The following is a 25495-nucleotide window of genomic DNA, read 5'->3' on the forward strand; positions in this document are numbered from 1 at the left end:
CCAGCGTGGAACCGTTCATTGATTCAATTTCTCCCCCTCTTTCTATCGCCCAGGTCGATTCGACCGTCTACGGAGTACGCGAACCGGGGTCACCCAGCCCCAAGGCAGCCGCTGACTTGGTGGCGCTGCAAGAGATGCTGCTGGCGGCCGTGATCACCCGCGTCGGCGAGGTTGAGGCCGCTGAATGGGCCCTGGACCAGGCAAAAACCGCGTGCGATGTGCAGGTTGCTGCCGCCCTGGCCGCCGGGGTGCCGGCCGAAAAGGTAGCCGCGGTGGCAGGGGAACAGGCGTCGGCTCTGACCGAATTCGCCGAAGACCGGAAATCCCCGGCCGCCGAAGGCTGATCTGCCTCTGCATGCCGGGCTCCGGATGCGGGTGATCTTCCTGCGAGTCTTTCAGCATCTTCGCTGTTCGGACGGCGGCCAAGCTGGAACCGACTGCCAGGTGCCACCGGCAGGAGATCCAACGTGCAGCAGCAGAGTGGTCTGTCGCCTCTTTTTGCGAATACTGCCCGCCCGGCCGGCGGCCGTGTCCGTGCCCGTCCGTAACGTGCGACGCCGCGCCCTCCAACTCGGCCCCCATTCGACAACCTCGCCCTCCGCTGCCGCATGTTCCGGCGCTGTGGGATCGCGGGAGACGAAAAGCATGTACACCACGATGTTTCCTTCTCCTCGATCGTTCAGTCAGCATGACGATCGGGATAACACCAAAAACACCTGATGGGAATTCTTTTCCGGGGGCGGTCCTCAAAGCATTCAGCGTCCGGGCTCAATAAGGCATCAAGCCGCGCGGATCTCCTCGACAGCGGACAGCCCACCGACCGGGATGCCACCGGCACAGATGATGCCCTCGCCACGGGAGATGATGTCCAGGATTAGGCTGGAGTGCTGCTGAAGAACTTGACCAGCAAAGGTGCGACAGCGTCGTCGGCGACTGCATGGTCTTGGCCTTCCAGCTTTTCTTTTTTCATGCCAGGAACGGCCGCGGCGACGGCATTGATGGCGTTCCCGGCCCAGGACGGGCTCTTACCACCGTAGATTCCGAGAGTGGGAACCCGAATGCTCGACAGCCTTTCCGGGACACTTCCGTCGCTTATAAGGGCGAGGTCATACGGCAGGGTGTTGGCAACGCTAAGAAGCGCGGGCCACCACAGCATTGTTTTGATTCCTTCGTCGAAGTCAGAGCCTGTATGGCGGATGAACAGTTCCACGGCGCCTTCCCGATCTCCCTCGTTCAGTGCCGCCTGGACTCGGTCCCGAAAATTCTCCCAGGATTCTACGGGCACGTTCCCGGTCAGATATGGCGGTTCGTAGGCCGCCAGTTTGGCGAGGGCCGCTCCGGCAGCCGCCGCTTCAAGAGCCAAAATAGCACCCGAGGAATGGCCGTAGGCGTAGGCCGAACCGCCTGCCGCAGCTATCAGCGCTTCCAAATCCTCTATCTCACGGGCGGGGTCGTAGGGAAGCGAGTCGGAGCTCTCGCCCCTCCCACGGCGGTCATACGCGTAGACGGTGAAGTGCGGGGCCAGCCATTTCACCAGCAGGTCGGCCGAATGCCGGCTGTTCAATGCACCACCGACAATGATCAGGGCTGGCCCACCACCCGTCCGTTCGAAGGCGATTCTCGTTCCGTCGGCCGATCTCTGGAAGTCGATCATTGCAGGTCCTGTTCTTCAGTGCCAGATGTCAGGCCAGTTACTGGGGAAGCCGAAGATCGTGACGTCCTCGAAAGGAAAACTCACCCTAACATCCCCTCCCGGTAAGCCCCTGAAACGGATCCAGCGGACATCTGAAACGCCCCCGGACGTCCCGCAGTCAGCCCGCGGCGCCAGCCGTCGGGGAGCCAGGAAGTGGGACACAATTTCTAGGCCGTGTATGGAAACCGAGGCTTTGTATCCGAAGTCAAAGATCCCGAATTCCACCATCACGGGACGAAGGCTGACCTGAAGCCGGTGACTTCCTGGAACCCGGTATAGCTCGAATTTAGGGGAGCGAAGAGGGCGGACTACATCCTACTGACCGCTTTCTAACCGCGCTCTGGACGCGGCTCTGCTCGGGGGAGGAACTCTGACCGGGTGATGGAACAGGCAGAATTAGCAGTGTGAAACCAACGAAGTCCTTTTGAAGTCTCACCCCGCGCCGGAGCTCAGGATCGTCCACCGCACCCCACCATCCGGCTCTGACTCACAGGCGCTTGGATGCATTAGGTCGGGCAGCTGCGATCCTATTGATCGTCACGGGACCGGAAGCGGGTCATTCGCGGGGCACGCCAGCCTGCCCTCTAGAACCTCCGGCCAAGAACATACGAGCCTTTCCATGCTGGCCTGCGCAGCGGATCGCTTGAGCTGATCTCTCGAATTGGATCTGATTGCACGGCGGGAAGGGCCCGACACGAGGGCTGGCGCGGAGAGATCGGCGGGTTGGAACTGGCGCTGGAACACCTGCGAAATAGGCGGCGATGTGCATCCAGGCCGCGAGCTGTCGGGCATCCACAGGCTTTCCAGCCATAGCCAAACCAAACGCTCATGATCGTGGCTCCGCAAATGCCACTCCGCCGGCGCGTTTGAGGAACGGCGGCGTCCCTGCAACGCATTGAAGTCCAGCAGCCAACACCCGGCCACCTTCTGGTCCATATAGGCTAGACGGGACGCCGGCCTGCCCGGGCCAGCCCGCCGGCCTCCCTGGCCGGCTGGAAACGGACGGAAGGGCATCATCGCCATGAACGAACCTGGCTGGGTCCAACACGCCATCTGGTGGCAGGTCTATCCCCTCGGTTTTGTCGGCGCGGAGAAGACCGCGACGACGGAACCCGCCGCTGACCACCGGTTGCTGGACCTTGTCCCGTGGCTCGACTACGCGGTGGAACTCGGAGCGTCGGGGCTGGCGCTCGGCCCCATCTTCGAATCCGAGACACACGGGTACGACACCAGAGATTACTTCCAGATCGATCCCCGGCTCGGATCCGAGCAGGACTTTAACACCCTGGTGGCCGAGGCACACCGTCGCGGGCTGCGCATACTGCTCGACGGCGTCTTCAACCACACCGGGCGCTCCTTCGCACCGTTCCAGGATGTCCTCGCACGCGGGCCGGAGGCGGACACCGCCTCCTGGTTCTCGCTGGAGTGGCCCGACGATGCCGCGCCCGGCGTCGAACCCGCGTACCGCGACTTTGAGGGCCACCACCACCTCGTGGCGCTCAACCATGACGAACCGGCCGTCGCCGATTTCGTCGTAGATGTCATGGAGCACTGGCTGCGTCGGGGTGCGGACGGCTGGCGACTCGACGCCGCCTATGCCGTCCCGTCGTCGTTCTGGGCCACGGTCACGGCGCGCGTCCGGTCATCCCATCCGGACGCGTACTTCGTGGGCGAATACATCCACGGCGACTATGCAGCAGAGGTCCGGTCCGGCGGACTCGATTCCGCCACGCAATACGAGCTCTGGAAGGCTGTCTGGAGTTCGCTCAACGACACGAACCTCTTCGAACTTGCGGCCGCATTTGAACGACACAACGCGCTCCTGGGCTCCTACGCACCGCTCACCTTCATCGGCAACCACGACGTCACCCGCATCGCGAGCAAGCTGACCGATGCAGCGCTCCTGCCGCACGCCGTCGTCGTCCTGCTCACGGTCGGCGGAACGCCGTCCATCTACTACGGCGACGAGCAGGGCTACCGGGGCATCAAGGAGGACAGGGCAGGGGGCGACGACGACGTGAGACCGCACTTCCCGTCCTCCCCCGACCAGCTCTCGGCCGTGGGAGGACCCATCTTCGCCGTGCACCAGGAGCTCATCGGGGTGCGGAGACGGAACCCATGGCTGCACCGCGCGACCACGGACGTCCTCCAGCTCGCCAACGAGGTGCTTGCATACCGCGTCGCGGTTGACGCCGATGCGCTCGTGGTCGCACTTAACCTCTCGCACGACACCCAGCGGATCAGCGCCGCGGGCGCCACCTCCGTCGTCGCCGGACAGGCGACACTCGATGTCGGTGCGAACGCCGTCCTGGTGCCGCCGCGGGGGTGGGCCGTCCTCGGCTAGCGCAGCTGCGAGAGGACGCTCCATCGATCCTTCCTGGTCGGCAGGTCCTTCCCCCGCCCGCTCCGCGTCGCCCGTGTACGTCCGGAACTCTCCCCCGCGGACATCATCCTGCCGAGATGCGTATACATGGCCGGGGCGCCTTCGAACACAGTGGATCGGCGACTAGGTGGCCGGCTCAATAAGTTCCGGGCCGTTGTTGCGCACGCTGTTGACCCGGTCAGAGACCACCCGGGGCGTCAGAACCGGCTCAGGGATGGCATCGAGCATCTCCTGCACCTTTTCCGTGGCCGTTGTGTCCGGGTCCAACCACTGGGCATACATACTCGGCGGGATGATAACGGGAGCCCTGTCATGGACGTGGCCGAGGGAATCGTGCGCCGTCGTTGTCAGGATGGTGCAGCTGAGCTGCCACCGGTGGGGATCATCCTGGGGAAGGGACGGGTCGGGCCAGAACTCATACAGCCCGGCGAAGGCCAGCAAGTCATCCTTTTCGGCGTGGAGTTAGTTCGGGATCTTCTTCCCGTCTTCGGTTTTCTGCCACTCGTAATATCCCTCCGCCGGGACCAGCGCCCGGCGTTTGACGGCGGCTTTGCGGAACGACGGTTTGTCCAGGATCGATTCGCCGCGGGCGTTGATCAGCCGCGAGCCTATTTTGATGTCTTTGGCCCAGGACGGGACCAGACCCCATCGGGCGATCAACAGCGGCGATCGACGGAGTCGTCGTCTAGGCGCTCAGCGATGATGGGGACGTCCTGGGTTGGAGCGACATTCCAACTGGGCTGGGGTGGGCTGCCTTCGATCGCGTTCGCCTCGAAATGGGCGAGGAGGTCCCCCGTGGCTTTGGACATCACATATCTGCCGCACATGGATACATTGTGCCCCACGCCGCATTGAACGGAAGGCAAATCCAGGTGCGGCCAGATGCGTGGGGCCGCGGCTGGACGAGGCGCCACCCGGTGCGGCATCACAGCGAACAAATTCAGGGTTGCCGGGACTGCTACTCTCCGTCGCGGCTTCGGAACTCTTCGTCGAGCTCATCGTGCCGGAACTCGGTCTCCGGGTCCGTCTCTCCTGCAGTAACGACCTCCAAGTCGAGCTGGCGCTGGATTTGGCTGTCCAGGACCTGCAGCTCCTGATCCCCGACCTTGGCGAGATCTTGGGGAAAATTTTCCTCCGGGGTGAGATGCAAATTCTCAGTCATCGTGTCCGCCCTAAAGCCAGGCCGGTCAAACGCCGGACTCCTGCGATGTCCAAATTCTATGGCCATCAGGACGCGCTGTCTCCTGTGTTGACGTGGACGACGGCGCTTTGACGCATCGCTGCCCCATCAAGGCTGTTGAAGCTGGGACACCGCCCGGTCCGGGGCTGTGCTGGGGAGTAGAGATCCGTCTAGAGGATCGAGAATGTCGTGCGAACACCCTGCGGGACCAGCACCTAACGACTCCGCTGGATCGATCGGGATCCTTGCGGCGTCTAGCACGCAGCTGAGGAGAGTAGCTCGCAATAAACAGGCATGATTGAGCAAACGGGCTCCAATCCGAATGCTCATTTCTTCCCGGATTTCCGTCGAGCTGTCATGCAGTTGCAGACGCTTCACCCCATGAACTGGTAATCCACGGCACGTCTATGCAAGGAGAGGACGAATCGCCAGCCAGAGCAGCGGCTGCCAACAAAAGAGGCCCCGAACGCGCCCATAGGCGAACAGTTTGTGCCCACACAGAGGCCCACAAGCCGCTGAACAGGGAAACACTTGCCTGAGGCGGGAATCGAACCGGGCTCCATCCCTTGAACCAGCCACTCCCCTGAAAACAACGCGAAGCCTGTCCCGTCCGGCACCAGTACGACCCGACCCGACATTGTTCACACCCTCTTTCTTGCCCACTTCGGCGCCCCAACCACGCTGGTTAAAAGGCCGTCCGGGCGCGGCAACCGGGCGCCCGGGCGCGGCAGTTGTGTCTTGCAGGCGATTTCGCCGCGATATGAAAAGCAGGCCTCGGGAACCGTACCGGCCGCCAACAAGCACCGCATGACGGGGCGGCCCTCGTGCTGGCGTTATCACGCTGGAAGTTGACGAACATCGTGGCGACGGGTTCTTCCTTTCCGAACATCTCATGATGAAGCGAACCGCAAGCTGCATGACCAGCCGACAGGCCAGCCCTCCACGAAGTGAACACGTGCCACCAACGGCGCAGCGGAGCCTGCCATCCCCCGTCTAGACGTCCGCCTCGAGGCAGGGTGGAGCCGGATTCGGCCACCACCGGGAACTCGAACTGGCCTGCGACGGTTCGTCTGCCGCTGTTCTCGGCAGGACTACGTGGAGCTGTGCCCAGGGGTCCAGTAAGCGCTGCGATCTTGCCGGCAGAGTGCGTAACAGAATCAGCCAGATGTGATTTCGACCTCTATAGGGTCCGCAGAGCATTGAGAATGGTTCCCATTCGCGTGTTGCGGGGGCAGGCAGCTGACGCCAGCGCCGCAACCCGGCCATCTTCGCCCCATACCCCCGCGTGGGCCATGCACTGCTTAGAGGACTCTGGACAGGAATTCCTTCGTGCGGGCATGCTGCGGATTGCTGAGGATCTATGGGGTATCGCCGGACGCCACAAACACGCCGCCGTCCATGAAGGTCAGTCGGTCGCCAGCAGCGCGAGTGCCCGGTTCCCGGCGGCCTCCCGGGGCCGGCCCTTGACGTGGGCCGGTGCCTCCATAGCCACGGAGCAACGCGCACCCTCGGGCCGCTCACGGCCAGAGATCTGCCGATGGCCCAGGGCAGCGAAGCCGCCACGGCCAGCCGATGTAGGAACAACGTCGGGCCCGGCAACCGGATGAGAAAAAAGGCACACATGGGCCCCCGTGCGTCGTATTCTGGGGCCATGACAAGTCCTCCCGATGAATCCACCGTCTCAGACCTCCAGGACCTCATCACGGAATCTGGCACCGTCAGCGAGTTCCTGGACGAACTAGCGATCTTCGCGGCCCGGACCATCAGCCCGGCCATCGGCCATCCGGTCGAGTGCGCCGTGGCGTTGCGGCGGCGCCGGCGCACCATCACACTCGCCGGTAGCAGCGATGAAGCACGCACCCTGGACCAGATCGAGCAGGCCCTCGGCAGCGGCCCCTGCATGCTGGCCCTGGAGACCAACACCACGGTCCTGCTCAACGACGTCAACCGCGACCCGCGCTGGCCCGACTTCCAACGCGAACTCACATCCCGTGGCTACCACGCCGTCCTCGGTATCCCGCTCGAGCTCGCCAAAGATTCCTGGGCCGCGCTTGACCTGTTCGCTCCAGCCGCCGGGGCCTTCACTCCGGAGGCCATCGCCATCGCCGAAAACTTCGCCAGGATCGCCGGCGACGCATTGCGCCTGGCAGTCCGAATAGGAACCGAACAACTCCTGGCTGAAGACCTCAAAAGCGCCATGACAAGCCGGTCAACAATCGACCTCGCCTGCGGAGCCATCATGGCCCAAAACCGCTGCAGCCAGGAAGAGGCCTTCGCCATCCTGACCCGGGCCTCAAACCACCGGAACAAAAAACTGCACCAAGTCGCCGAAGAACTGTTGCTCGGGCTCACCGGCAACGTGCCCCCAGAAGCCCGGTTCGATACCTGAACGACAACCCAGGCTTCCCCACAACACACACGGGGTATCCCACAAGTCGCCCCGCACGAGACTCTGCCCTTGCCCCGGCCGGCCCTCGATCAGAGGACCCGCTCCGCGGAGAAGTGCCACCGCGCTGCTTATATCAGTGAAGTCCTACCCGGGTTCCTCGCAAATGCCGTTCCCGAGATTGAAAGGGGAGCAAGCAACAGCAGGTCCGGAGCGGGCAAACGCCCGGAAGGTGCGCCGCCGTCGCCCCCGCTGTGTGTTCCTGGAGCAGAGGCCTATCCAAGGCGCCGATGAACCGACCGGGGTTCTTGTGATCACCGGGACATTGAGTTGGGCCCAGGAGCGGGGCTTAGCCCGGATCCCGGCGCGCAGTCGAGGGGGCAAATGTGAGGGCCCTGTCTTCAGTCCGCCAGCCGGAGAAAGCCGACCCATGGACTGGCCGATCTTGTTCCCGGCGCGGCTTGTCGACGTCGGATCGATGTTCGATGCGGTGGACGTACAGGATGTGGTCTTCAATGCCGAGGGTGAACAGCACGCGATAGTCGCCGCGCCGCGCCGTACGCAGGCCGAGCAGCTCATTCGTGAGTGGTTTGCTCAGCCGGCGGGGGTTGTCGGCCAGCGGGCCGGTGACGAATTCAACGATCGCTACTGCCGCCTTCTCGGGAAGCCGGCGGAAACCCTTTAGGGCCGGACTCGTGACCTCGACTTTCCACGCCGCCGTATCGTCGGATTCTGTGCCGGTCACCGCGGCGGCAGTCCGAACTCGCGGCGCAGGTCAGCACCGCTGGTCGTGTTGCCTTCGGCGGCTCAACCAGACGCTTTTGGACAGGTTTCAGGCTGGCGCTGCTACTGACGTGAGGGGGTCATCATCCATTTCACTCATTAGGTATAGGTCTTTCACCAATCCCCAAAACTTGGGTACAGGGGATCGATTGCTCAATCTTTGTTCCAGGTTTACGCTTTGAGATAGCTCGCACTAAGCCTTCGTTGTTTCTCGGTCGACGCTGGCTCAGGCAAGCCGGATACATCAAATCCCTAGTAGAAACAGCGATAAACATGAAGGCTACGAGCGACCAGGCGTTGCCAACTCGGCAGAACCGACGTGGCATGATGTTCCGGCGTAAATGCGGAGCGGTTGCATCGTCCATTCTGATTATGTTCGCAATCATCACTCCGACAACCGCAAGCGCCGCAGCGACAACCTCGTTAGTCATGGACACTTACGTGCAGGCGGACAGGGCGACTTCGAACTTTGGGGCCAGCATCCGTTTATCTACAGAAGGCCGTGCGAATATATGGCGGAACTCGCTTCTACGGTTCTCCGTGCAAGTTCCCGCTGGCGAACACGTTGTTTCAGCCAAACTTCGGGCGTATTCCGAGGCATCTACAGCTTCCACTGAGTTCGTGGATGTCTTTACTACATCTGGCGGCTGGACAGAGAGGGGGGTCACTTGGAATAACGCACCGGCCCGCGGGATATGGCTCGGGAAGGTTGGCGGATTCGCCACCGGCTCCTGGGTTGAATGGGATGTAACCAAGGGCGTGAACGCGAAGGGCGGCGAGCAGAACTTCAAGCTGGAAAGCAACGCGCGGAAGTGGATCGGGTTCAAGTCAAAGGAATCGACGAACCCCGCCCTGCGCCCAAGACTAGTAGTGACGACTGCGCCTGACACGATAACCTCCACGGAGGCGGCCGTAGTCCATGGGTGGGGCGCGCGTGTAGCTGGGGACGAGTTCAACTATACCGGCGCGCCCGATGCCACGAAGTGGAATGTCTACAACAGTGCCGGCCACGCGGGCAACGGTTCCCGGAGTCCTCAGCAGGTTACCGTGGATGGTTCCAAAATGGTCATCACTGGAACCCAGGATGGCACGACTGCTGGGATGGGCGCGAAGTTTGCTAACCAGAAGTACGGGCGGTGGGAAGTCCGGGCGGCCGGGTCCGGTGATAACGAATACCATATGGTGTCCATCCTGTGGCCCGATAGTGAAAATTGGCCGTGTGACGGCGAGATTGATTACGCGGAGACGACTGGTGACTGGAATGTCATCAAGTTCTTCCACCACTATGGGTGCTCGAACTCGCAGACGTCGTTGTCCAAGCCTCTGGACGTTACGCAGTTGCACAACTACGCCGTTGACTGGTCTCCGCGCGGAATCGTGGGCTACGTCGATGGCGTGAAGTGGTTTGAAGACACCGACCCCGCGCATCAGCCCCCCGGTCCGATGCACCAGACCTTGCAACTGGACTGGTTCCCTGACAGCACTGCCAACGGCGCCGGCGAGATGCGGGTGGATTGGGTCCGCGTGTACGCGGCGGGTTGAACATCCACCATTCCAAAGACCCGTCATAGTCGCCCAGGTACTTCGCTGAAGTGATCGGCGCCGAGGTCACTAAACCGGGCCCCCGGATCCTGCAGCAGGTGCCAGCCGATCACAAGGATGGAACGTCCGTCAGCGACAATGGCTCGCTTCTTACCCCGCCCTCGGGCGAGCCTTCGATAGCGTTCGCCCGGGAAGGTGTCCGTCCTGCCGGCCGCTCATCTGATACGCCCTCGTATCCACGAAGAACCCCTGCGATCGCACAGGCGATCGGTGATGATCCGGTCTGGGCCTTCAGCCTTCAGCCGTCAGCCGTGATCACGCTGAACTTCCTCCCAATAGACTCCGAGTTGTGGTCTGGGTAAATACCTCTGTTCTTGCAGTTGGCACTGTCATTTTCGTCGCCCGGGCGATCGGATTGTCGTTGTGGCAATGGGATGAGTACTGGCGGGAACGCGGCAAGACCCTAAGCATCACTTGCCGTCCTCGATGCGGAGGAAAACGCCGACGGCTCAACCTCGACAATTTCGGAGATGAGCTGTGGTGGGCACTGACCACCATAACTACAGTCGGATAGGCGACCATTTCCCGGCAACCCCGATTGGCAGGCTCGTCGCCGGCGGCTTGATGATTGGCGGGGTCGCCGTGCTCGGTGTCGTTACACACGTCCGTCGCGTCCTGGCTGATCGATCACGTGGCGCTAGAGACGGCGGCAGACGTCGAAGCGAATGAGGACCCGCTCCGCGCTGAAGCAGCCACGTGTCGGCCTGTTGCGCGATCTCCGCCGTTTTGTCGGCAGAGAGGTACACCCGATTCTCCTTCAGGTCCACACGGATCAGATGCCAGGGCACCGTCTCAGCAGGATGAGTGGTCTTCTCTAGCGAAGACAGACGAGCTCAAGAACGACGGATCCACGAGTGGCAGGCACGACCCAATTGCTCACGAACGGAGTCAGTCATCGGGCATCTCCAGAGAACTGTTCACCGTTCGGACGACCAGGTCATTTGGCGACAGCACGGCTTTCAGGTTCTGATTCGCCGGTCCGCCGTGGCCGAAGACGGGCACGGCATCAACGCGCGCCCGGAGACCCTTCCGGTGGGCCATCCAAGCGCCTTGGACCTGTTCGAGAATCGCGACAACGCTCGCAACCGTGGCTCCCGAGGCGTTATCGGCTAGCCCGCTGACACATCGATCAGCACCTTGCCGACGATGCTCTCTTCCACCGCCGCGTGAGCCGCAGACGTGTCAGCCAGGTCAAAGCGATGCAGCGGCAGACCCGCCGCCTCTCCGACCGGAAGGGCACCGTCCGCGATGGCCGCGTTGATGTCCTCGGCGGCGGCGTGCACCGCCCCCATGCCAACGGTGTAGAGCAGTACGAACTGGTAGCGGACGTTGAGGCTGAAGTGCCTGCGCACGTCCAGGGTCACCTGATCGCCGCCGTTGTTGGCGTAGACCGCGATGGAGCCGCGGTTGCGGATTACTGCCAGGTCGAGTTCCGCGTTCTGCGCGGGCGCCACCTCCACGATCTGGTCGACGCCCTCGGGAGCGATCCGACGGATCTCCGCGGCCGCGTGGCTTTCCCGGTAATTGATGACGTGATCAGCGCCGGAGGCCGTGGCCAGCGCAGCCTTCGCCGGGCCACTCACGGTCGTGATCACAACGGCGCCGGCCCACTTGGCGAGCTGGATCGCCGCATGGCCCACGGCGCCGGCACCTCCAGCAACGAGAACTACCTTGCCGTCCAAGGCTCCCGGGCGCAGACGCCGCGGGCCGTCCTCGGCGATGGTCAGGGCCCTGTGGGCGGTGACCGCGGGAACGCCCAGGCTTGCGCCGAGGTCGAACCCGGCATTCTCCGGCAGCGGAAAGACCCGCTCGGCCGGCAGGACGGCGAACTCCTGGGCTGTCCCGCCGTCAGCGCGCTGGTAGGCGGCCAGGGCCACCCAGACCCTGTCACCGATGTGGAGATGCTCGACGCCGGGTCCGACGGCGTCCACGATTCCGGCACCGTCTTGGTTCGGCACGACCTCCGCGAAGGGCAAGGGCCGGCCCGGTTTGGCGCCGCGGCGCGACTTCCAGTCGGTGGGATTCACCGCGGAGACCATGATCCGCACGCGCGCCTCCCCCCTCCCCGGGGCGCGGATCTCGCGGTCGACGAGCTGGAGAACAGACGGATCGCCGGTGGCACGGTACACGATGGCTTTCATACTCAGACCTAACGCCGGCCCAGACCGAAAATTCCCGCCGGGTGTCATCGAATCGCCACATCAGCTGCTCCGGTGCCACAAGGTAGGCTCCAAGCCCCCGGACTTTGGTCCACCGGTCAACGAGCATTTGGGGGCCACACCCCGCCTCCGGGAGGATTCCATTGAACCCCGGCACCACCCAGGTCGCTGATGGCCTAGAGGCCCACGGGTGCCATCGCTTGCACGTCGCATTCCGGCCGCGTCGCGATAAACTGGATCGATCATGATCGGTGCCCCGCTCCGTCTTCTGGTCTGGTTCGTCGTCCTAGCGACCCTCATCTCGGCCTGCGCGCCAACGATCAGACTCGATGAGGCCACCGCCGATCCACCGATCCAGACCTCCTCGGCCCCGCCGGCCGCACGCGATGCCGTCCCCGTTCCTCACCGGGCCCCGTCCCCCACCCCGTCGCCGGTTCCCACGGCGCCCCCGACGCCCCAGGCGTTCGCCCTCAACCTCTACCAGGAGGGGGACTTCGTGCCGCAGTACACCTTTGACTGGTGTGTGGCGGCGAGCATCCAGATGATGCACAACCTCATCGACGACACCGGTGCCGGCATGTGGACCGATCGCGTGCAGCAGGGGGAGCTGTGGGAAATGGCACGGGCACGGTCGTTCAATTCGTTCGGCGGTGCCAACCCCTTGGGTTGGGCGGAGGTGCTGACCGAGGTCGGGATGGGGCCGTACGCCGTCGTGAGCGTCGCCGACTATGAGGACGCGCTGCAGACCGCGGCGCGCGCCATTGCCGACACGAATCGGCCGGTCGGGCTGGTCATGTGGCGCGGCCGCCACGTATGGGTGATGAGCGGCTTCGAGTCACTCGGCGATCCCGACCAGTTCCCGGAGTTCCCGGTCACCGGCATCCGTGTCCAGGATCCGCTCTACCCGTATGGCGACGACCGGTGGGGACCGTCCCCCGCGCCCAACGCACTGCTCACCCCCGAACAGTTGGCGATGCAGTTCGTCGTCCGCGAGCCGCGACGCTGGAGCAGCGATATGCCGACCGGCTACATGCTGGTGCTGCCGATCGCCAAGGCCTGATCAGCCCCTGATAGCCCTAATTCCCTGATGCTCACCCATGAAGGTTCCAAGAACCTAGCGGCCTCTCTTGAAATCTGAAGGCGCCGGGCGTAGCTGGTCGCAGAATAAACACCCGAGGAGGTCACCATGACGGTCACTTCAACCACACCATCGTCTACGCAACGGACAAGCGCCATTCGGCGGAGTTCCTAGCCAACGTGCTCGGACTGCCAAAGCCCCAAGCCATGTGGTCTTTCATGACCGCTAGCACCTCGACCACGGAGTGGCCCTCGAATTCGCCACGGCAGACCGGCCCATCTCCCGCAGCACTACGCCTTCTTGGTCAGCGAGGAGGACTTTGACGGAATCTCGCAAGGATTCATCTGCCCAGGCATCCCCTCCTGGGCAGACCCGGGACGGTCTCGCCCGCAGCAGATCAACCACAACGACGGCGGACGTGGCGTCTACTTCGCGGATCCTGACGGGCATTTCCTCGAAGCGATCACGCGTCCATACGGATCGGGTGCTGCATGAAGTCCTGGGCACCCTGACGGCCGCCTTGGCAGCTCGCCCTATCTTCTGGGAGCGGAGCGCTGCAGTTGGCGCCAGATCTGCCTGATTGGCACTCCCCAGGGAGGGCCGGGAGGGGGACCCTGCTCCTGCCGTCCTCCTTACTCGCCGCTGTAGCTCTGTTCAGGCCACTTCCAACGGCCGTCAGGTGTGATTTCGTAAGACACCTGACCGAACAGGAGATCATTCGTACCGGCAGGGTTGCCGCCGTGGGCCACGTAATTTGCCTTTGTCTCTATGCCGCGTCGCTTGAGGAATCGCAGGAGCCACCACACAGACGCCGTCGCGCACAACAACGGAATTCCGACCAATGCCCATTGACGTACCCCGGCCCAGTGCAGGATGAACATGGGGGCCACACCTCCAATTCCAACGAACAGGGCGAGTTGAAATCCTAGGGAGAACTTGAGCTCAGCGTTGGAGGGCCGGATGTCAATGTCGAAGAGAGGATCCTCAGGGCTTTGCACAGTGTCATTCCTATCAGAAGTTCGGCGGGATCATTTCGTTAGCAGCGGCGCGCTGTCACGCAGCCGCCGGCCGGGCCTGGAGTAGCGCCGGAACAAAGCGTCGGGCTCCCACTTCCATCGGTCGAAGTCTGGCTGCTGACCGGCAAGGCTAGCGGCCAAAGCTCCGGAGGGGTTGGCGTCGAGGACCAGTAGCCAGTCCGTAAGGGGAACCCTCAACACGGGGTCAATCTCAAGGGTGTCATCTGGGCGGGCGTCCCCCGTCGGCACTTTGCGCTGCCTTGAGTTCCTTGATGCGGAGGCGGAGAAAGATGATGACAAGCACCAAGGCGTAGATCGCCATGCCCGCGATTACCGCCATGACCACGGAGTAAAGAATCCCTAGTATTCCAAACGAAACCACGCGAAGCCCCCAAATATTTATGCGTCTACTTTCTCAAAAGTCCGAGGCTAGCACTGCTAGCCGATTGATCGTTTGCGGATCCCCCATCGCCCGGCGGGTTGCCGTCCACCAACCAACACTCCCTTGCCCTCAACGCAGCCTCAATCATTCCACCGGCCGATAATCCTGCACTGATGGAATTCGGTGGAGGAAGTCCTTCATGACGACCCGGGAGAACCAGCCCTGTACAACCACTTGACTCCTGGCTTAGTTGCCTTTCGTGTCGGAGGGCCCCCGTTTGTCGGCGTTTCATCGTTCACACTTTCCATGAGATCGGGGGTGAGGTCGTCGTACATCGCGCCTTGGCGGATGCAGGCACGTGGGGTTCAAGAGCGATGCAGCGTTCAGAGTGCAAGTCCCATAAACGCTTCAGCTGTTGTCCTGTGCCGGTTAGAACAAGACTTTGGTTTTCGGTTCAGGGAGGTCAGATACATTCCGCCCGCTATGGTTCTCGCAGTCCAGGGAAATGCCAGCAATGCGGGTGTGGCGAATCGAAGGTCCAATGTGAGCACCGTACGACCCAGCTATCGCATCGGCTTACGGGCCCGTTCGTAAGCCGATTCCCCACCGCTACACCTTCCGCCCGCTCCCCCGGCGGCGAAAATTCCATGGCGCCACTGATATTCCGGATTCCCGTTTACCTCGCCCGGGACAGGGCCCGGTGAAGGTCGCTCAACTCCTACAGTTCCCAGTGCTGTAGGCTCCGATTCGAACCTTGGGGGACTGATGCTGAACTACTTTCGTGAGGTGCAAGAGGCACGATTTGCGTCCTCTGCGCGCCGGATCTACGGCTATGTCTCGGGCGGCTTCGTGCTCGCTGCCGGGGCTTCGTTATTGCAGGTCTGGCACCTATATGGATTTCCTGGGCGACCATCGCCGTTTCTTGCGTCCTGGATGCCGTCCTCACCAGAAAGTGGATCAGAGAAGACGCACTCAAAGCCTCTGGAAGCGGCCCTACCGGCTGACTCCGATCCGGGCGGCAGGCGCCGGGAGACTCCAAGCATCTTGCCGATGTCGAAGGCACTGATCCCTTAGCCTTTACGTTCCCTGGCCCGGGCAGCGGCAGCGTCGTCTATTTCCGGGGCCTTCCACCCGTAGCGCCTTCGGTCAGGGATCGAAAACCCGCTCCCCGTTCCCGGACTTCCGGTTTTGCTGCGTCGGCCATGAGCTGGTCAATGCGTGCCGAGTCCGTCTGGGCGACTTTGGGCGCGTCGGTGTGCTTGAAGGGTTCCGCCAGTGCTTTATCTGCCTGTTCGACGTCCGGCCCGGTACGGTTCACACCGCCATCGAGCGGTTGGTTAGGCTGGGTGGATGGCGACAGTTATTCTCGTGCGGCACGGCCGCACCACAGCCAATGCCACTGGACTGCTGGCCGGTCGGGCCGTCGGCGTCAGCCTGGACCAGATCGGGCGCGACCAGGCGGCTCTGACCGGAGACCGGCTCGCCGCCGTGCCCGTAGTCGGGGTGGTGTCGAGCCCTCTTGAGCGTTGTCAGCAGACCGCCCAGCTCATCCTCGATCGCCAGGCTGGCACGCCGTACGCGCCGGTCGATCTCGATCTCACCGAGTGCGATTACGGCCAGTGGCAGGGCCGCACGCTCAGTGATCTCGCGACCGAGGATTTGTGGCCGGTAGTGCAGTCGCAACCGTCCGCGGTCGTCTTTCCCGGCGGTGAATCCATGGCCGCGATGCAGGCTCGGTCGGTGGCAGCGATTCGACGCCACGATGCAGCCTTCGAAGCCGAGTACGGGCCAGGGGCCGTGTGGGTGGCGGTCAGTCACGGTGACATCATCAAGTCAATCCTCGCCGACGCCCTCGGCATGCACCTTGACCTGTTCCAGCGTATTAACGTGGGCCCCGCCTCCGTATCGATCGTGCGCTACGGCGCTAGTCGGCCGAGCGTCTACGCGACCAACACCGACGCGGGTGATCTGTCGTGGCTGTCGAACGGCATCCACTCCGGCGATGCGCCGGTGGGCGGCGGTGCAGGGCAAAAGGCACTATGAACCTCATGTGCCTAAAATATTGACATGCCCACACGTGTTCATGAGTTTGCCTGGCCTGATCGAGTCGTCGTTGGCACCATTGGCCTTCCGGGGGCCCGCACGTTCTACCTGCAGGTGCGCGCAGGGACGCAGATCGTGAGCATTGCCTTGGAGAAGCAACAGTCGGCTCTGCTCGCGGAAAAGATCGACGAAATTCTCAACCAGCTCATCACCATCGAGGGCAACCCCTTCAGCGTTCCCTCGAGTACTCCCATTGAACTTGTCGACAATGACCAGCTCGAGGCCGTTCAGGAGCAGTTCCGCACCGGCGCCATGAGCTTAGGTTGGGACCCGACCACGGCCCAGGTCGTAATTGAGGCCTACCCCATCACCGAGGTCGATGCTGACGACAACGACGAAGCCCTTGATGACGACGGCGCTAAAGAGCCCGAAATGCTGCTGGTGCGAATGCCGGTCGGCACCGCCCGCGCATTCGCCAAGCGCACCCGTGAGATCGTGGGCGCCGGGCGTCCGATGTGCTCGCTCTGCGGTTACCCCATAGACGCCGACGGGCACACCTGTACCCTTCCCGGGCTCTGATGCCAGCGCCGGACCTAATGACCGCCGAGCTGACGCTCACCGGCCGCATCACGACGGCTTCAAACGCTACATTTCTGGGCAGCATCGGGGAAGTGGTGGTCGTCTATAAGCCGATAGCCGGCGAAAGCCCGCTGTGGGATTTTCCCCACGGCACCCTGGCTCACCGGGAGGTGGCCGCCTATCTGGTCTCGCAGGTCTTCGGCTGGGACCTCGTGCCGCACACCTGGCTGCGCGATGGTCCGATGGGCGAAGGAATGGTGCAGCTCTGGCAGGAGCAAGACCCCGCCCAAAGCGCCGTGAACCTGGTCGCGACGGACCACGTGCCGGAGACGGGCTGGAAACACGTTCTCGAGGGACGAGACGAGAACGGACGGATGGTCGCCCTCGTTCACGAAGACTCGCCAGCGCTCAGACGCATGGCGGTGTTCGACATGGTCGTCAACAACGCCGACCGCAAAGGCGACCACATTCTTGCCATGACGGACGGACACCGGCACGGCGTGGACCATGGGCTCACCTTTCACCGTGACCACAAGCTTCGCACGGTGCTGTGGGGATGGCGGGGAGACGCTCTGACCGCCGAGGAACGCGCCGGCATCGATCGTGTCAGCGAAGGACTGCACGGTGGACTGGGCCGAAACCTGGCGGACTTGCTCAGCGCCGAAGAAATCGCATCGCTCACCGCGCGCTGTGCCCGGTTGCGCTTGGCAGGGCGGTTTCCGGCTCCGAGCAGTGAGATCTCGGCGGTGCCCTGGCCGCTGTTCTAAGGGAATTCCGGACTACGGGCTTCTCAGGCTGTGTCACGTTGATGGCATGGATCTTACAAGTCTGGCGTCGCCGGGAGTTGACGAACTGCGCTGGCTGAACCGGTGCGCCCTGGGATGTTCTACCCCTCCGATTCACTCTTGCGCAGGCGCGGCCGCCGGAGCAAACCTGACCGCGGGGCTCGGGCACACAGCCATTGAAATCCTCAACCAATACAAGGAAGCGGTGTTCGCCCTGACGATGATGAATCTTCTCCGACGCCGCCCGACCAGGTTACCGCGCGTTTGTGGCTGACGAGTGAGCCGCGTGTTTGCCTTAATCAGGACTGCCACGCGGTCACAGGACGCCTGTACAGCGGGCATGTGCGGCCGGAGGTCAGATGTTGTTCAGTTCGGGTCGAGCCCGGTAACTTCTCTGTCCTGTCCAGAATACGGCCGCCAGGGTCAGGGTGGCGGCGGCGGCGGTGAAGAGCAGGGCCTGGGGGTAGCCAGTGGTTGGGGCTATGAGGGCCAGCAGGTACGGTACGGCCAGGCCGGAGTAGGCGAGGCTATAGAACAGGGCGATTACAGCGCCCAGCTCCCCGGGTGCGGCGATTTCCTCTACCTCCCGCAGCCCGACAATAAGGCATATTCCATAGCCCGCCCCGAGTATTAGGGCCGCCGTGGTCGCGGTGGCAATCCCGGGGAAAGCTGTGGCGAACGCTGCCGCGGCGCAGCCCGCAGCCACAATGCCAAGGCCTGTTACCGCGGCGGCGGTGCTGCCGCGGGCCGCCCCGGCCTCGTGCATGCGCCGGCCCAGAGGCTGGGAGACCACGCCCGCGGCGAGGGCACCGGCGGCGAGCAGTCCGGGGAAAGCCACTCCGAGTACACCCGTGGGTCCGGTTCCGTGCCCCGGAAGGGTGGTGAAGGCCAGTGTGACGCTGCCGAAGACCCACGGCCCAAGCGGCACAACCACCAGGCGGAACCGGGCCGAGGAAGCCGACGGCGGCAGCAAAGGAGCCGGAGGATCTGACTTCCTGGCACCTGGTACCGTCTCCCGGGCGCGCGGAAGCATCAGCAGTGCACTACTGGCCAGGGCCAGGTGCACAATGTAGGGCAGGACCTGCGGTGCCGGCCCCCACTGCGCCAAGGGACCGGCCACGAGCGGGCCGATACCAAACCCAGCTGTCAGTGCCAGCGCCGCCCGGCGTGCGCCGGCACCGGCACGTTCGTCCCCGGAGAGCTCCTTAACCCAGGCGGTGCCGGCCGTGAAGACCGTTCCGGAGACCAAGCCGGTCAGCAGCCTACCTGCGTACAGCCCGGCCATGCCCCACTGCCCGGTGATCAGGACGGCGGTAGCCAGCAGCGACAATGCGGTGCAGGCCAGCAACACCGGACGCCGGCCCCGTCTGTCGCTGATCCTTCCGCCGAAGATCAGACCCGGGATCAGGCCCAGGGCGTAGACGCCGAACACGGCGGTCGCATCCGCGTCAGAGAGGGCGAGGGTGCGGCGGTAAAGCGCGAGCAGGGGAACGAACTGGTTCGCCCCGTAACCGGCGGCGAACATCGCAAGGGCCGGCCACCGCCATTGCCCCCTCACGGACGGGATCCGGCCACGGCGGTGTCTCCAGCAGCGAGGGTCCCCGCGGACAAGGGGGGGCAGAGACTGGAATGGCCGGCAACGGCTTCCTCCAGGGCGTCCTTGCGCGCCGAAAGCGTCCGGTCAACTGCGGCTGGGTCCTCACGGTTCAAGGTGAACATCACGGTCCGGGGCGCGCCTCCCCGGATGACCGTCAAGGCGTCCTGTTCCATGCCGGCCACGGCGGGGGCGCCGGGTAGGGTCAAGTCCAGGGCCGCCACGTGCGCCTGGCCGCCGCGTTCCCGCACCGCAACGGCAACCTCGTCCAGGGGACCGCGCCGTCGGCCCACCAGGGTGAGTCTGGCCGAACGTGCGGCCAGCTCCAACGCCAGCGCCGCACCAACACCGCCGCCGGCCCCCATGAGCAGAATTGAACGGTCTTGCACATCCATAAAATGTCCCTTCAAAAACCAAAGAAGAAGTATGTGGTGAAGCGCGGTCCGGTGGCCGCAGGAATTGGTGCCGAAACCCACAACCCCTCCCTGGCGCCGGTATTCCTTCACCTTCGAAAGCCACGGAGCTCATCGTTACCTCCCCATGGTCAATCCTTCGTCTCGGACAATGGTGGAATTTCTGAGGCCCCGTATCGATTTGGGCGGCCAGGAAAAAGGAGTTGGAGGACCTAATGAGCCTGCCCAAGCGTTGCCCCGGGCTTTGCAGACAAGGATACTGTGTGGCAACGGACGAGGCCGCAGATGGAGACGAGCCTTCAAGCAGGGCCGGAGCTGACCGGCCCCCGCCTGAATGTCCCCGACACTGATAGGAGAACGCAACGTCGGCCCAAAAGACCGGGCGGATGAGCGGCGCAACGGGATCGGACGTGATCCGGGACATGTCAAGGAGATTGCTGACCAGCCGGTCAGCGCCGGATTCTATGTTGGCCAGAAGGGCACCGATCTGCTCCTGCCGGCCACACCAGCAGACACGGCAGCGTAATCATCAACCAGGACGACGTCAGGGTCACGGGCTGTCAACGCCTGGACATCTAAGCCGGCATCCTCCCCGTGGTTGTATGCAAGCTCGGGGCATTCTTCCATGCCATGCAGCAGTTCGGCAGTGTCGGCACGTCCCCGCGTGGAGATTGCACCAACGACGACATCGAACCTCTCACGTGCCAGTCGGCGGCCTTCTTCAACGTCGCGTATGTCTTACCCGCCCCGGGCGCAGCCCCCGGAAAGAGGCGCAGATTCCCTTGTACCATGGCTCTATTGTTTTTCCCTGCCGGGTTGCGGCTGCCAATGACCACGATCCGGCACCGTTCGCCAGTTGCGCGACGGAGACTCGGCGTACCCATGGGAAGAGGAAGGCGGGAGCGGAAGCGGTGCAGGCGACTCAGAACACGGGATCAAAGAAGCAGCAGCCATCAGCCGCTCCCCGGGGGTGGTGGCCGCCATCAACTTTGACGGCGGAGGCTCCACCACCATGGTCGCCGGCGGCCAGGTCGTGAACTCCCCTTCCAACGCCGCAGGTCGGGTGCGGGCGAAAGCCGGGTGAGCCGTTCAAGAGGTTCGCGCGGTGGCTGGCGGAACTTGTTCGTGGGATGTTTTAGACCGGGTCCGCCGGCGGGTGGCTGCTTTGACCACGCGCATGCATACCGCCCAGTACGCTGCCCCTGCGGCGAGCGAGGCCGCGACGGCCAGTGCGGGGCTTATCCCGGCCAGGGGCGGGTAGACCAGCCAGTGGACGAGGTACGCGTAGAGGGAGGCGCTGGCCAACACCACCGTGAGACGGCGGAGGCCCTTCGGCACCGGGATGCTGGGCAGCCAGATGAGCATCAGGATCCCGGCGAGGAGCGTGCATTCCCGGGCCGCGTTGTCGAAGAACCCCGGGACGGTGAGTACCGCAATGGCTGAGACTGCGCATCGTTGGGTTACCGTCCGGGACCGTGCAATGGCCCAGCCCAGCGCGAAGAGCCAGAGAGCCGGCGCCGTGTGCGGCACTCCCGGATTCACCAGTTCGTAACGGGTGAGCAGCCCGGCTCCGGTCAGAGCCAGTGGAAGTAGCAGGGGGAAACGCCGCTCGGCGCGGTCCGCCCAGGGAACGGCCAGCAGTGCCGTCATTCCCAGGAGCAGGTAGACCAGGATTTCGATGAACCAGAAGTGCCACTGTGTGGTCACTGCCTCCGGCCCGACGATGGCGTTCAGGAGCAGGATATTGGCAGGGGTGTAGTTGTCGGTGATCAGATAGGCGGCGGCGATAAACGCCGTGCTGGGCACGACGATTCTGGCCAGGCCGGCCAGCTGCCGCCGCAGGCGCGGGACCCGCTCCCCCGAGAGCTGGAAGCGGGCGAAGTTGTACCCGGCCACGGCCATGAGCACATGGGCCGCGCCCTGCCAGCTGAACAAACCGACGTGTGTACTGACGATCAGGACGATCCCCACGGCCCGCAACACGATGCTCGTTTCGAGCGGCGCAACGAACCTCCGCAGCTTTCCGGCCGGGGCAGTACGACGCCGTGGTTCCAGGTCCCGGACGGGAGTCACGTGCCAGTCCGGCGGGAGGTGGCCCAGGGCTTGTTCCAGTCTGAGCGATGCCGCTACGTACGACAGTGAGTCACCGCCCAGCGAGACAAAAGTGTCGCCGTCGGCAATGACAGTGACCTCCAAGGCGTCCGCGAAGATCCCTCGGACGCTGCCGGGGCCGTCGGCCGACCCGTCCGCAGGCGCGTGAACGGGTTCGGGCCCGGACAGCGCCAGGACAGCCCGATAATCCAGTTTGCCCGTGGCCAGACGCGGGAGATGTTCGACGGTGTGGACCTGCAGAGCGGCACGGGGCAGACCCACACCCTGGGCCAGGACCTTTCCCAGCAGGCGCGTGTCGTGGTCGCCCTCGACCGCGACGACGAGGCCGCCGTCGGTCCCGGCGCTGGCTGCCTGCACGCCGAGGTCGGCCAGGATCCGCTCCACCTGCCCGAGGTCAACGCGCAGGCCGACGATTTTGACGAACCTGCTGCGGCGCCCGACCACTTCGTAGACGCCGGTGGGGTGCTGCCGGGCCAGATCGCCGGTGCGGAGCTCCCCGATGGCCCGGCCCTTCCCGAGGTCCTCGGCCGTCTCCGCATAGCCGAGCATCACATTGGGGCCCGTGTAGATAAGTTCGCCATGCTCCAGGCCGGGAACAGGGTCGATGCGGAATGCGCCTCCGGGGACGGGAATGCCAATGGCCCCGGGAACAGTGGCTGCGAGGCCAGGCGGCAGAAAAGCCATCCGGGCGGTAGCCTCCGTCTGGCCGTACATCACAAAAAGATCCCAGCCACCCCGGAGGCCGAGCCCGGCGTAGCGCTGCACAATCTCAGGTGCGAGCCGGCCGCCGGCCTGGGTGACGTAACGCAGGCCGGGCAACTCCATGTCCGCGAACCCCACCCGTTCCAGGAGTTCAAAGGTGTAGGGAACGGCCGCGAATGCCGTCGCACCGTGGTTTCGGAATAGCTCCCAGAAGCATGGATCGACGACGGAAAGGTCGGTAAGGACCAGTCCCGCACCGCGGAGCAGGTGGCTGTTGATTACCGACAGCCCGTAGCAGTAGGACATCGGCAGGGTAGTCGCAGCACGGTCGTCCGGGCCGATGTTCAGGTACTCGGAAATAGACTCGGCATTGGATTGCAGGTTCGCATGCGAGAGACGAACAAGCTTCGGCGAGCCCGTGGACCCGGACGTGCTCAGCAGGAGGGCAAGATCCGGGTGCAGCTCGTGGCGCGTGCCCGGCCGGCGTTCCTCGAGGACAGTGCGCCCGGGCCCTGACCGCACAATCACATCGGGGTCATAGGCAGCAACGAGGGATTCCAGGGCTGCAGGTTTGTCCTCGGGCAGGAGGATCAGGGGGTGTCCGCCTGCGAGCGCCGCCAGATAGGCCACAAGCGACTCGACGTTGTTGGCCGCCGTCAGCGCAACGAGGCGCCGTTCGGTGCCGAGCCGGACGGCCAGGTCTTCGACGCGCTCCGCCAGTTCCCGGTAGGTCACCGCGACGCTGTCGGTGAGAATGGCGGGTCGGTCCCCGTAGCTCGCAAGATCCGAGGCAAAGGGGACCCGCATGAAATCAAGCTGAGTGGTCACCCGGACGATGGTATTAGATTAGGCTCACCTAAGCAAAATTAAGGTACAAAAGTCTTGCTTAATACCCGGTGCCGTCATTGAAAACGTAAGTCTGAACAGAGCCCATCAGGGCGGCCCGAATGCTGCCCGCCTAGGGCTGGGCTTAAGGCATGACAGCGGGTGGGCCTTCACGCACGCGATTGGTCCCGTCGACGCCCTCTCCCGCATCGTTAATCAGGCGTTAACAACGTAGATCCGCGTCACGGCGGTCTCCGACCGCCTTGACGATTTTCCTGTCCGCCACGTTAATTTCGGTCATCGGGACCGGCCTGGAACGCCGCCCGCTCGACCCCGATGATCACGACGGACGTCAACGAAACTTTCTCCGATATGTCCTCCATGGGCGAACGCTTCAGCGGTATCGGTGCGCCGGCTGCACTGGCCAAACTCCGGTTCGCTACCCTGCTGCCCGACGGCTTCGCCCTCACGGCCAGCGGCGACAAGGGATCCTTCGCCGCCATTGGGGCCGAGGCACTCCGGGGACTTCTTGCCGGTGTGGGAATCAAACGGCCACTTGAGACGGCGGTCAAGCATGTGGTGGGCGGCATGATGGGCCTGATCGTACGTCAGGACGCCCCGGATGGAATTAGGGCACTCGCCACTGCCGGGTTCGGGCTCAACACGCTCAGCAATGGCTCTGCCGAGATCGCCGGGAAGCTGTTCAGCGACGCCGGAATTCGTGACGAGTCAGTCGCTGCTCCCGGTCGAGGACGCGGCCGCCTGGAAGCCTGCACGGGCATCCTGCAAATATGCCGCCGCCGCCTGCCGGGCTGACCTCGCCGCCATGGTGCCGGTCGCCGTCCATCCTTGGGACATCCCCGGCGGCGCCCGAGCGGGTCTGCGCACGGCGTGGTTGAACAGGGCCGGGGGAAGCTGCCCCGGCATCTTTAAAGCTCCTGACTTCACAGTCACCGCGCTGACCCAGTTCCCCGCGGCCCTGACAGCAGCGTGACATGCACCGTTGACCCCCAGACGGCCGGGCGGGGGCGACCGCCGAGGCATGGACGTGCATCTCACCCGAGTCCGCCACGGAGCGCGGACTCGCCGGCATCGACGACATCCCCTTGATCGCCTGGCCAGTGTTGCCTGTACGGCAGAGTCCGAGAAGCCCCGACAAGACCTCGCCCGTGCACTGCCACGTGGTGCCCGGTCCCGCGGCGCTGGCTCTCCGCCTCCGTAGCTACAGACACCGACGTCCGGAGTTATGCCGTTAGCCCTTCACGGCTGCAACACGGCGGTACGTCAGTCTTTCGCAGATTCGCTGGCTAAGTCTGTTGACAGAACGGGTGACCAGCACTGCTCGTAGTTTGGGTGCTCCCGATGGGAGCCTGCGAGGATGGTTGGCATGGCCCGGCGGGCAATGGCAACTGTCCCTTCTGCTTCGCTGGGGTCATTAATCCCTTCGGCGTCGGTAGCTTCCTTCCAGCTGGCGATGATGGCTCTCTTCTGGGCGCACTCATCCAGCATTCGCTTGCCCAGTGAGGAGTTGTGTTCGCTTCCGTTTTCATGATCGTCGAAGATCCGCAGGACGAAAGAGTACTCGTGGATGGCTGATTCCTGCGCAGGTCAGCAGCGTTATCCGCGGAGGAAACATTTCGTACTCGTTGCCCTCGACGGAGAACCCGGGCGTTGAATGTTCCCCTTGGTGTGGTTGTGTAACGGATTGGTTTCGGTTGTGGGGTGACCCATCCGGGACGGGGGTGTTCCCGAAGTACTCCTGACAGATCAAGCCGGACCC

Annotated in this window: 20 protein-coding genes and 1 pseudogene; 10 read left to right on the forward strand and 11 right to left on the reverse strand. The window is 63.8% G+C overall.

Annotated features, from left to right (window positions below):
* The first annotated feature begins 119 nt into the window (after positions 1 to 119).
* Positions 120 to 344 (forward strand): hypothetical protein, encoded by a 225-nt coding sequence (locus ACZYZ3_RS15325; RefSeq protein WP_463964670.1) that lies wholly within the window; start codon positions 120 to 122, stop codon positions 342 to 344.
* Positions 345 to 874: 530 nt separating this feature from the next.
* On the opposite strand, the gene ACZYZ3_RS15330 is transcribed toward ACZYZ3_RS15325, so the two are convergent.
* Positions 875 to 1654 (reverse strand): alpha/beta fold hydrolase, encoded by a 780-nt coding sequence (locus ACZYZ3_RS15330; RefSeq protein ID WP_463964671.1) that lies wholly within the window; start codon positions 1652 to 1654, stop codon positions 875 to 877.
* Between the two features lie 1060 nt (positions 1655 to 2714).
* Between ACZYZ3_RS15330 and ACZYZ3_RS15335 the strand changes: the two genes are divergently transcribed.
* Positions 2715 to 4037 (forward strand): alpha-amylase family protein, encoded by a 1323-nt coding sequence (locus ACZYZ3_RS15335; protein WP_463964672.1) that lies wholly within the window; start codon positions 2715 to 2717, stop codon positions 4035 to 4037.
* Positions 4038 to 4199: 162 nt separating this feature from the next.
* On the opposite strand, the pseudogene ACZYZ3_RS15340 reads toward ACZYZ3_RS15335, so the two are convergent.
* Together ACZYZ3_RS15340 and ACZYZ3_RS15345 are read right to left on the reverse strand one after the other, a co-directional pair.
* Positions 4200 to 4885 (reverse strand): annotated as a pseudogene (locus ACZYZ3_RS15340) (SOS response-associated peptidase).
* 149 nt (positions 4886 to 5034) lie between these two features.
* Positions 5035 to 5238: a hypothetical protein gene (locus ACZYZ3_RS15345; protein WP_463964673.1), complete on the reverse strand. Its 204-nt coding sequence runs from the start codon at positions 5236 to 5238 to the stop codon at positions 5035 to 5037.
* A gap of 1669 nt (positions 5239 to 6907) precedes the next feature.
* On the opposite strand from ACZYZ3_RS15345, the gene ACZYZ3_RS15350 reads away from it, so the two are divergent.
* Positions 6908 to 7645, forward strand: a complete 738-nt coding sequence (locus ACZYZ3_RS15350; protein WP_463964674.1) for a GAF and ANTAR domain-containing protein — start codon at positions 6908 to 6910, stop codon at positions 7643 to 7645.
* A 346-nt stretch (positions 7646 to 7991) separates the two neighbouring features.
* Here ACZYZ3_RS15350 and ACZYZ3_RS15355 read toward each other — a convergent pair whose 3' ends face one another.
* Positions 7992 to 8387 (reverse strand): type II toxin-antitoxin system RelE family toxin, encoded by a 396-nt coding sequence (locus ACZYZ3_RS15355; RefSeq protein WP_463964675.1) that lies wholly within the window; start codon positions 8385 to 8387, stop codon positions 7992 to 7994.
* Positions 8388 to 8797: 410 nt separating this feature from the next.
* Here ACZYZ3_RS15355 and ACZYZ3_RS15360 point away from each other — a divergent pair, with 410 nt between their 5' ends.
* Positions 8798 to 9967, forward strand: a complete 1170-nt coding sequence (locus ACZYZ3_RS15360; RefSeq protein ID WP_463964676.1) for a CBM96 family carbohydrate-binding protein — start codon at positions 8798 to 8800, stop codon at positions 9965 to 9967.
* A gap of 1169 nt (positions 9968 to 11136) precedes the next feature.
* Here ACZYZ3_RS15360 and ACZYZ3_RS15365 read toward each other — a convergent pair.
* Positions 11137 to 12168, reverse strand: coding sequence for an NADPH:quinone reductase (locus ACZYZ3_RS15365; RefSeq protein ID WP_463964677.1), 1032 nt, complete (start codon positions 12166 to 12168; stop codon positions 11137 to 11139).
* A 262-nt stretch (positions 12169 to 12430) separates the two neighbouring features.
* Here ACZYZ3_RS15365 and ACZYZ3_RS15370 point away from each other — a divergent pair, with 262 nt between their 5' ends.
* Positions 12431 to 13246: a hypothetical protein gene (locus ACZYZ3_RS15370; protein WP_463964678.1), complete on the forward strand. Its 816-nt coding sequence runs from the start codon at positions 12431 to 12433 to the stop codon at positions 13244 to 13246.
* A 650-nt stretch (positions 13247 to 13896) separates the two neighbouring features.
* Here ACZYZ3_RS15370 and ACZYZ3_RS15375 read toward each other — a convergent pair.
* The gene (locus ACZYZ3_RS15375; RefSeq protein ID WP_463964679.1) at positions 13897 to 14262 is read right to left on the reverse strand and encodes a hypothetical protein; all 366 of its coding nucleotides are present in this window, start codon (positions 14260 to 14262) and stop codon (positions 13897 to 13899) included.
* A 1750-nt stretch (positions 14263 to 16012) separates the two neighbouring features.
* Between ACZYZ3_RS15375 and ACZYZ3_RS15380 the strand changes: the two genes are divergently transcribed.
* The 3 genes from ACZYZ3_RS15380 to ACZYZ3_RS15390 are packed head-to-tail and all read left to right on the forward strand — an operon-like array spanning position 16013 to position 18051.
* Positions 16013 to 16705 (forward strand): histidine phosphatase family protein, encoded by a 693-nt coding sequence (locus ACZYZ3_RS15380; RefSeq protein ID WP_463964680.1) that lies wholly within the window; start codon positions 16013 to 16015, stop codon positions 16703 to 16705.
* A gap of 24 nt (positions 16706 to 16729) precedes the next feature.
* On the forward strand, positions 16730 to 17284 hold the full coding sequence (locus tag ACZYZ3_RS15385) for a DUF3090 domain-containing protein (RefSeq protein WP_463964681.1): 555 nt from the start codon (positions 16730 to 16732) through the stop codon (positions 17282 to 17284).
* Positions 17284 to 18051, forward strand: a complete 768-nt coding sequence (locus tag ACZYZ3_RS15390; RefSeq protein WP_463964682.1) for an SCO1664 family protein — start codon at positions 17284 to 17286, stop codon at positions 18049 to 18051. The genes ACZYZ3_RS15385 and ACZYZ3_RS15390 overlap by 1 nt, the downstream gene beginning before the upstream one ends.
* A 373-nt stretch (positions 18052 to 18424) precedes the next feature.
* Here ACZYZ3_RS15390 and ACZYZ3_RS15395 read toward each other — a convergent pair whose 3' ends face one another.
* The 3 genes from ACZYZ3_RS15395 to ACZYZ3_RS15405 all read right to left on the reverse strand — a co-directional run bounded on the left by ACZYZ3_RS15395 (position 18425) and on the right by ACZYZ3_RS15405 (position 20811).
* A complete protein-coding gene (locus ACZYZ3_RS15395; RefSeq protein ID WP_463964683.1) occupies positions 18425 to 19627 on the reverse strand; it encodes an MFS transporter in 1203 nt (400 codons plus the stop codon).
* Positions 19624 to 20058: an SDR family NAD(P)-dependent oxidoreductase gene (locus tag ACZYZ3_RS15400; RefSeq protein ID WP_463964684.1), complete on the reverse strand. Its 435-nt coding sequence runs from the start codon at positions 20056 to 20058 to the stop codon at positions 19624 to 19626. The genes ACZYZ3_RS15395 and ACZYZ3_RS15400 overlap by 4 nt, the downstream gene beginning before the upstream one ends.
* 480 nt (positions 20059 to 20538) lie before the next feature.
* Positions 20539 to 20811 carry a hypothetical protein gene (locus ACZYZ3_RS15405; protein ID WP_463964691.1) on the reverse strand — a complete coding sequence of 91 codons (273 nt, stop codon included), beginning with the start codon at positions 20809 to 20811 and terminating at the stop codon, positions 20539 to 20541.
* Between the two features lie 121 nt (positions 20812 to 20932).
* Here ACZYZ3_RS15405 and ACZYZ3_RS15410 point away from each other — a divergent pair, with 121 nt between their 5' ends.
* Positions 20933 to 21160, forward strand: coding sequence for a phosphodiester glycosidase family protein (locus ACZYZ3_RS15410; protein WP_463964685.1), 228 nt, complete (start codon positions 20933 to 20935; stop codon positions 21158 to 21160).
* Between the two features lie 5 nt (positions 21161 to 21165).
* Here ACZYZ3_RS15410 and ACZYZ3_RS15415 read toward each other — a convergent pair whose 3' ends face one another.
* Positions 21166 to 23718 (reverse strand): AMP-binding protein, encoded by a 2553-nt coding sequence (locus ACZYZ3_RS15415; protein ID WP_463964686.1) that lies wholly within the window; start codon positions 23716 to 23718, stop codon positions 21166 to 21168.
* 333 nt (positions 23719 to 24051) lie between these two features.
* Between ACZYZ3_RS15415 and ACZYZ3_RS15420 the strand changes: the two genes are divergently transcribed.
* Positions 24052 to 24531 carry an HAD family hydrolase gene (locus ACZYZ3_RS15420; protein WP_463964687.1) on the forward strand — a complete coding sequence of 160 codons (480 nt, stop codon included), beginning with the start codon at positions 24052 to 24054 and terminating at the stop codon, positions 24529 to 24531.
* A gap of 468 nt (positions 24532 to 24999) precedes the next feature.
* Here ACZYZ3_RS15420 and ACZYZ3_RS15425 read toward each other — a convergent pair whose 3' ends face one another.
* Positions 25000 to 25224, reverse strand: coding sequence for a DUF6221 family protein (locus ACZYZ3_RS15425; protein ID WP_463964688.1), 225 nt, complete (start codon positions 25222 to 25224; stop codon positions 25000 to 25002).
* Positions 25225 to 25495: the final 271 nt, after the last annotated feature.

The sequence above is a fragment of the Pseudarthrobacter linnaei genome (assembly GCF_055412825.1).

What these genes read in the sequence shown, in the direction of transcription:
- ACZYZ3_RS15420 (WP_463964687.1), top strand. Translation starts at nt 24,052, where the DNA reads ATGATCACGACGGACGTCAACGAAACTTTCTCCGATATGTCCTCCATG.
- ACZYZ3_RS15400 (WP_463964684.1), bottom strand. Translation starts at nt 20,058, where the DNA reads ATGGATGTGCAAGACCGTTCAATTCTGCTCATGGGGGCCGGCGGCGGT.
- ACZYZ3_RS15330 (WP_463964671.1), bottom strand. Translation starts at nt 1,654, where the DNA reads ATGATCGACTTCCAGAGATCGGCCGACGGAACGAGAATCGCCTTCGAA.
- ACZYZ3_RS15385 (WP_463964681.1), top strand. Translation starts at nt 16,730, where the DNA reads ATGCCCACACGTGTTCATGAGTTTGCCTGGCCTGATCGAGTCGTCGTT.
- ACZYZ3_RS15360 (WP_463964676.1), top strand. Translation starts at nt 8,798, where the DNA reads ATGTTCGCAATCATCACTCCGACAACCGCAAGCGCCGCAGCGACAACC.
- ACZYZ3_RS15345 (WP_463964673.1), bottom strand. Translation starts at nt 5,238, where the DNA reads ATGACTGAGAATTTGCATCTCACCCCGGAGGAAAATTTTCCCCAAGAT.
- ACZYZ3_RS15380 (WP_463964680.1), top strand. Translation starts at nt 16,013, where the DNA reads ATGGCGACAGTTATTCTCGTGCGGCACGGCCGCACCACAGCCAATGCC.
- ACZYZ3_RS15350 (WP_463964674.1), top strand. Translation starts at nt 6,908, where the DNA reads ATGACAAGTCCTCCCGATGAATCCACCGTCTCAGACCTCCAGGACCTC.
- ACZYZ3_RS15425 (WP_463964688.1), bottom strand. Translation starts at nt 25,224, where the DNA reads ATGCTGGATGAGTGCGCCCAGAAGAGAGCCATCATCGCCAGCTGGAAG.
- ACZYZ3_RS15335 (WP_463964672.1), top strand. Translation starts at nt 2,715, where the DNA reads ATGAACGAACCTGGCTGGGTCCAACACGCCATCTGGTGGCAGGTCTAT.
- ACZYZ3_RS15390 (WP_463964682.1), top strand. Translation starts at nt 17,284, where the DNA reads ATGCCAGCGCCGGACCTAATGACCGCCGAGCTGACGCTCACCGGCCGC.
- ACZYZ3_RS15365 (WP_463964677.1), bottom strand. Translation starts at nt 12,168, where the DNA reads ATGAAAGCCATCGTGTACCGTGCCACCGGCGATCCGTCTGTTCTCCAG.
- ACZYZ3_RS15370 (WP_463964678.1), top strand. Translation starts at nt 12,431, where the DNA reads ATGATCGGTGCCCCGCTCCGTCTTCTGGTCTGGTTCGTCGTCCTAGCG.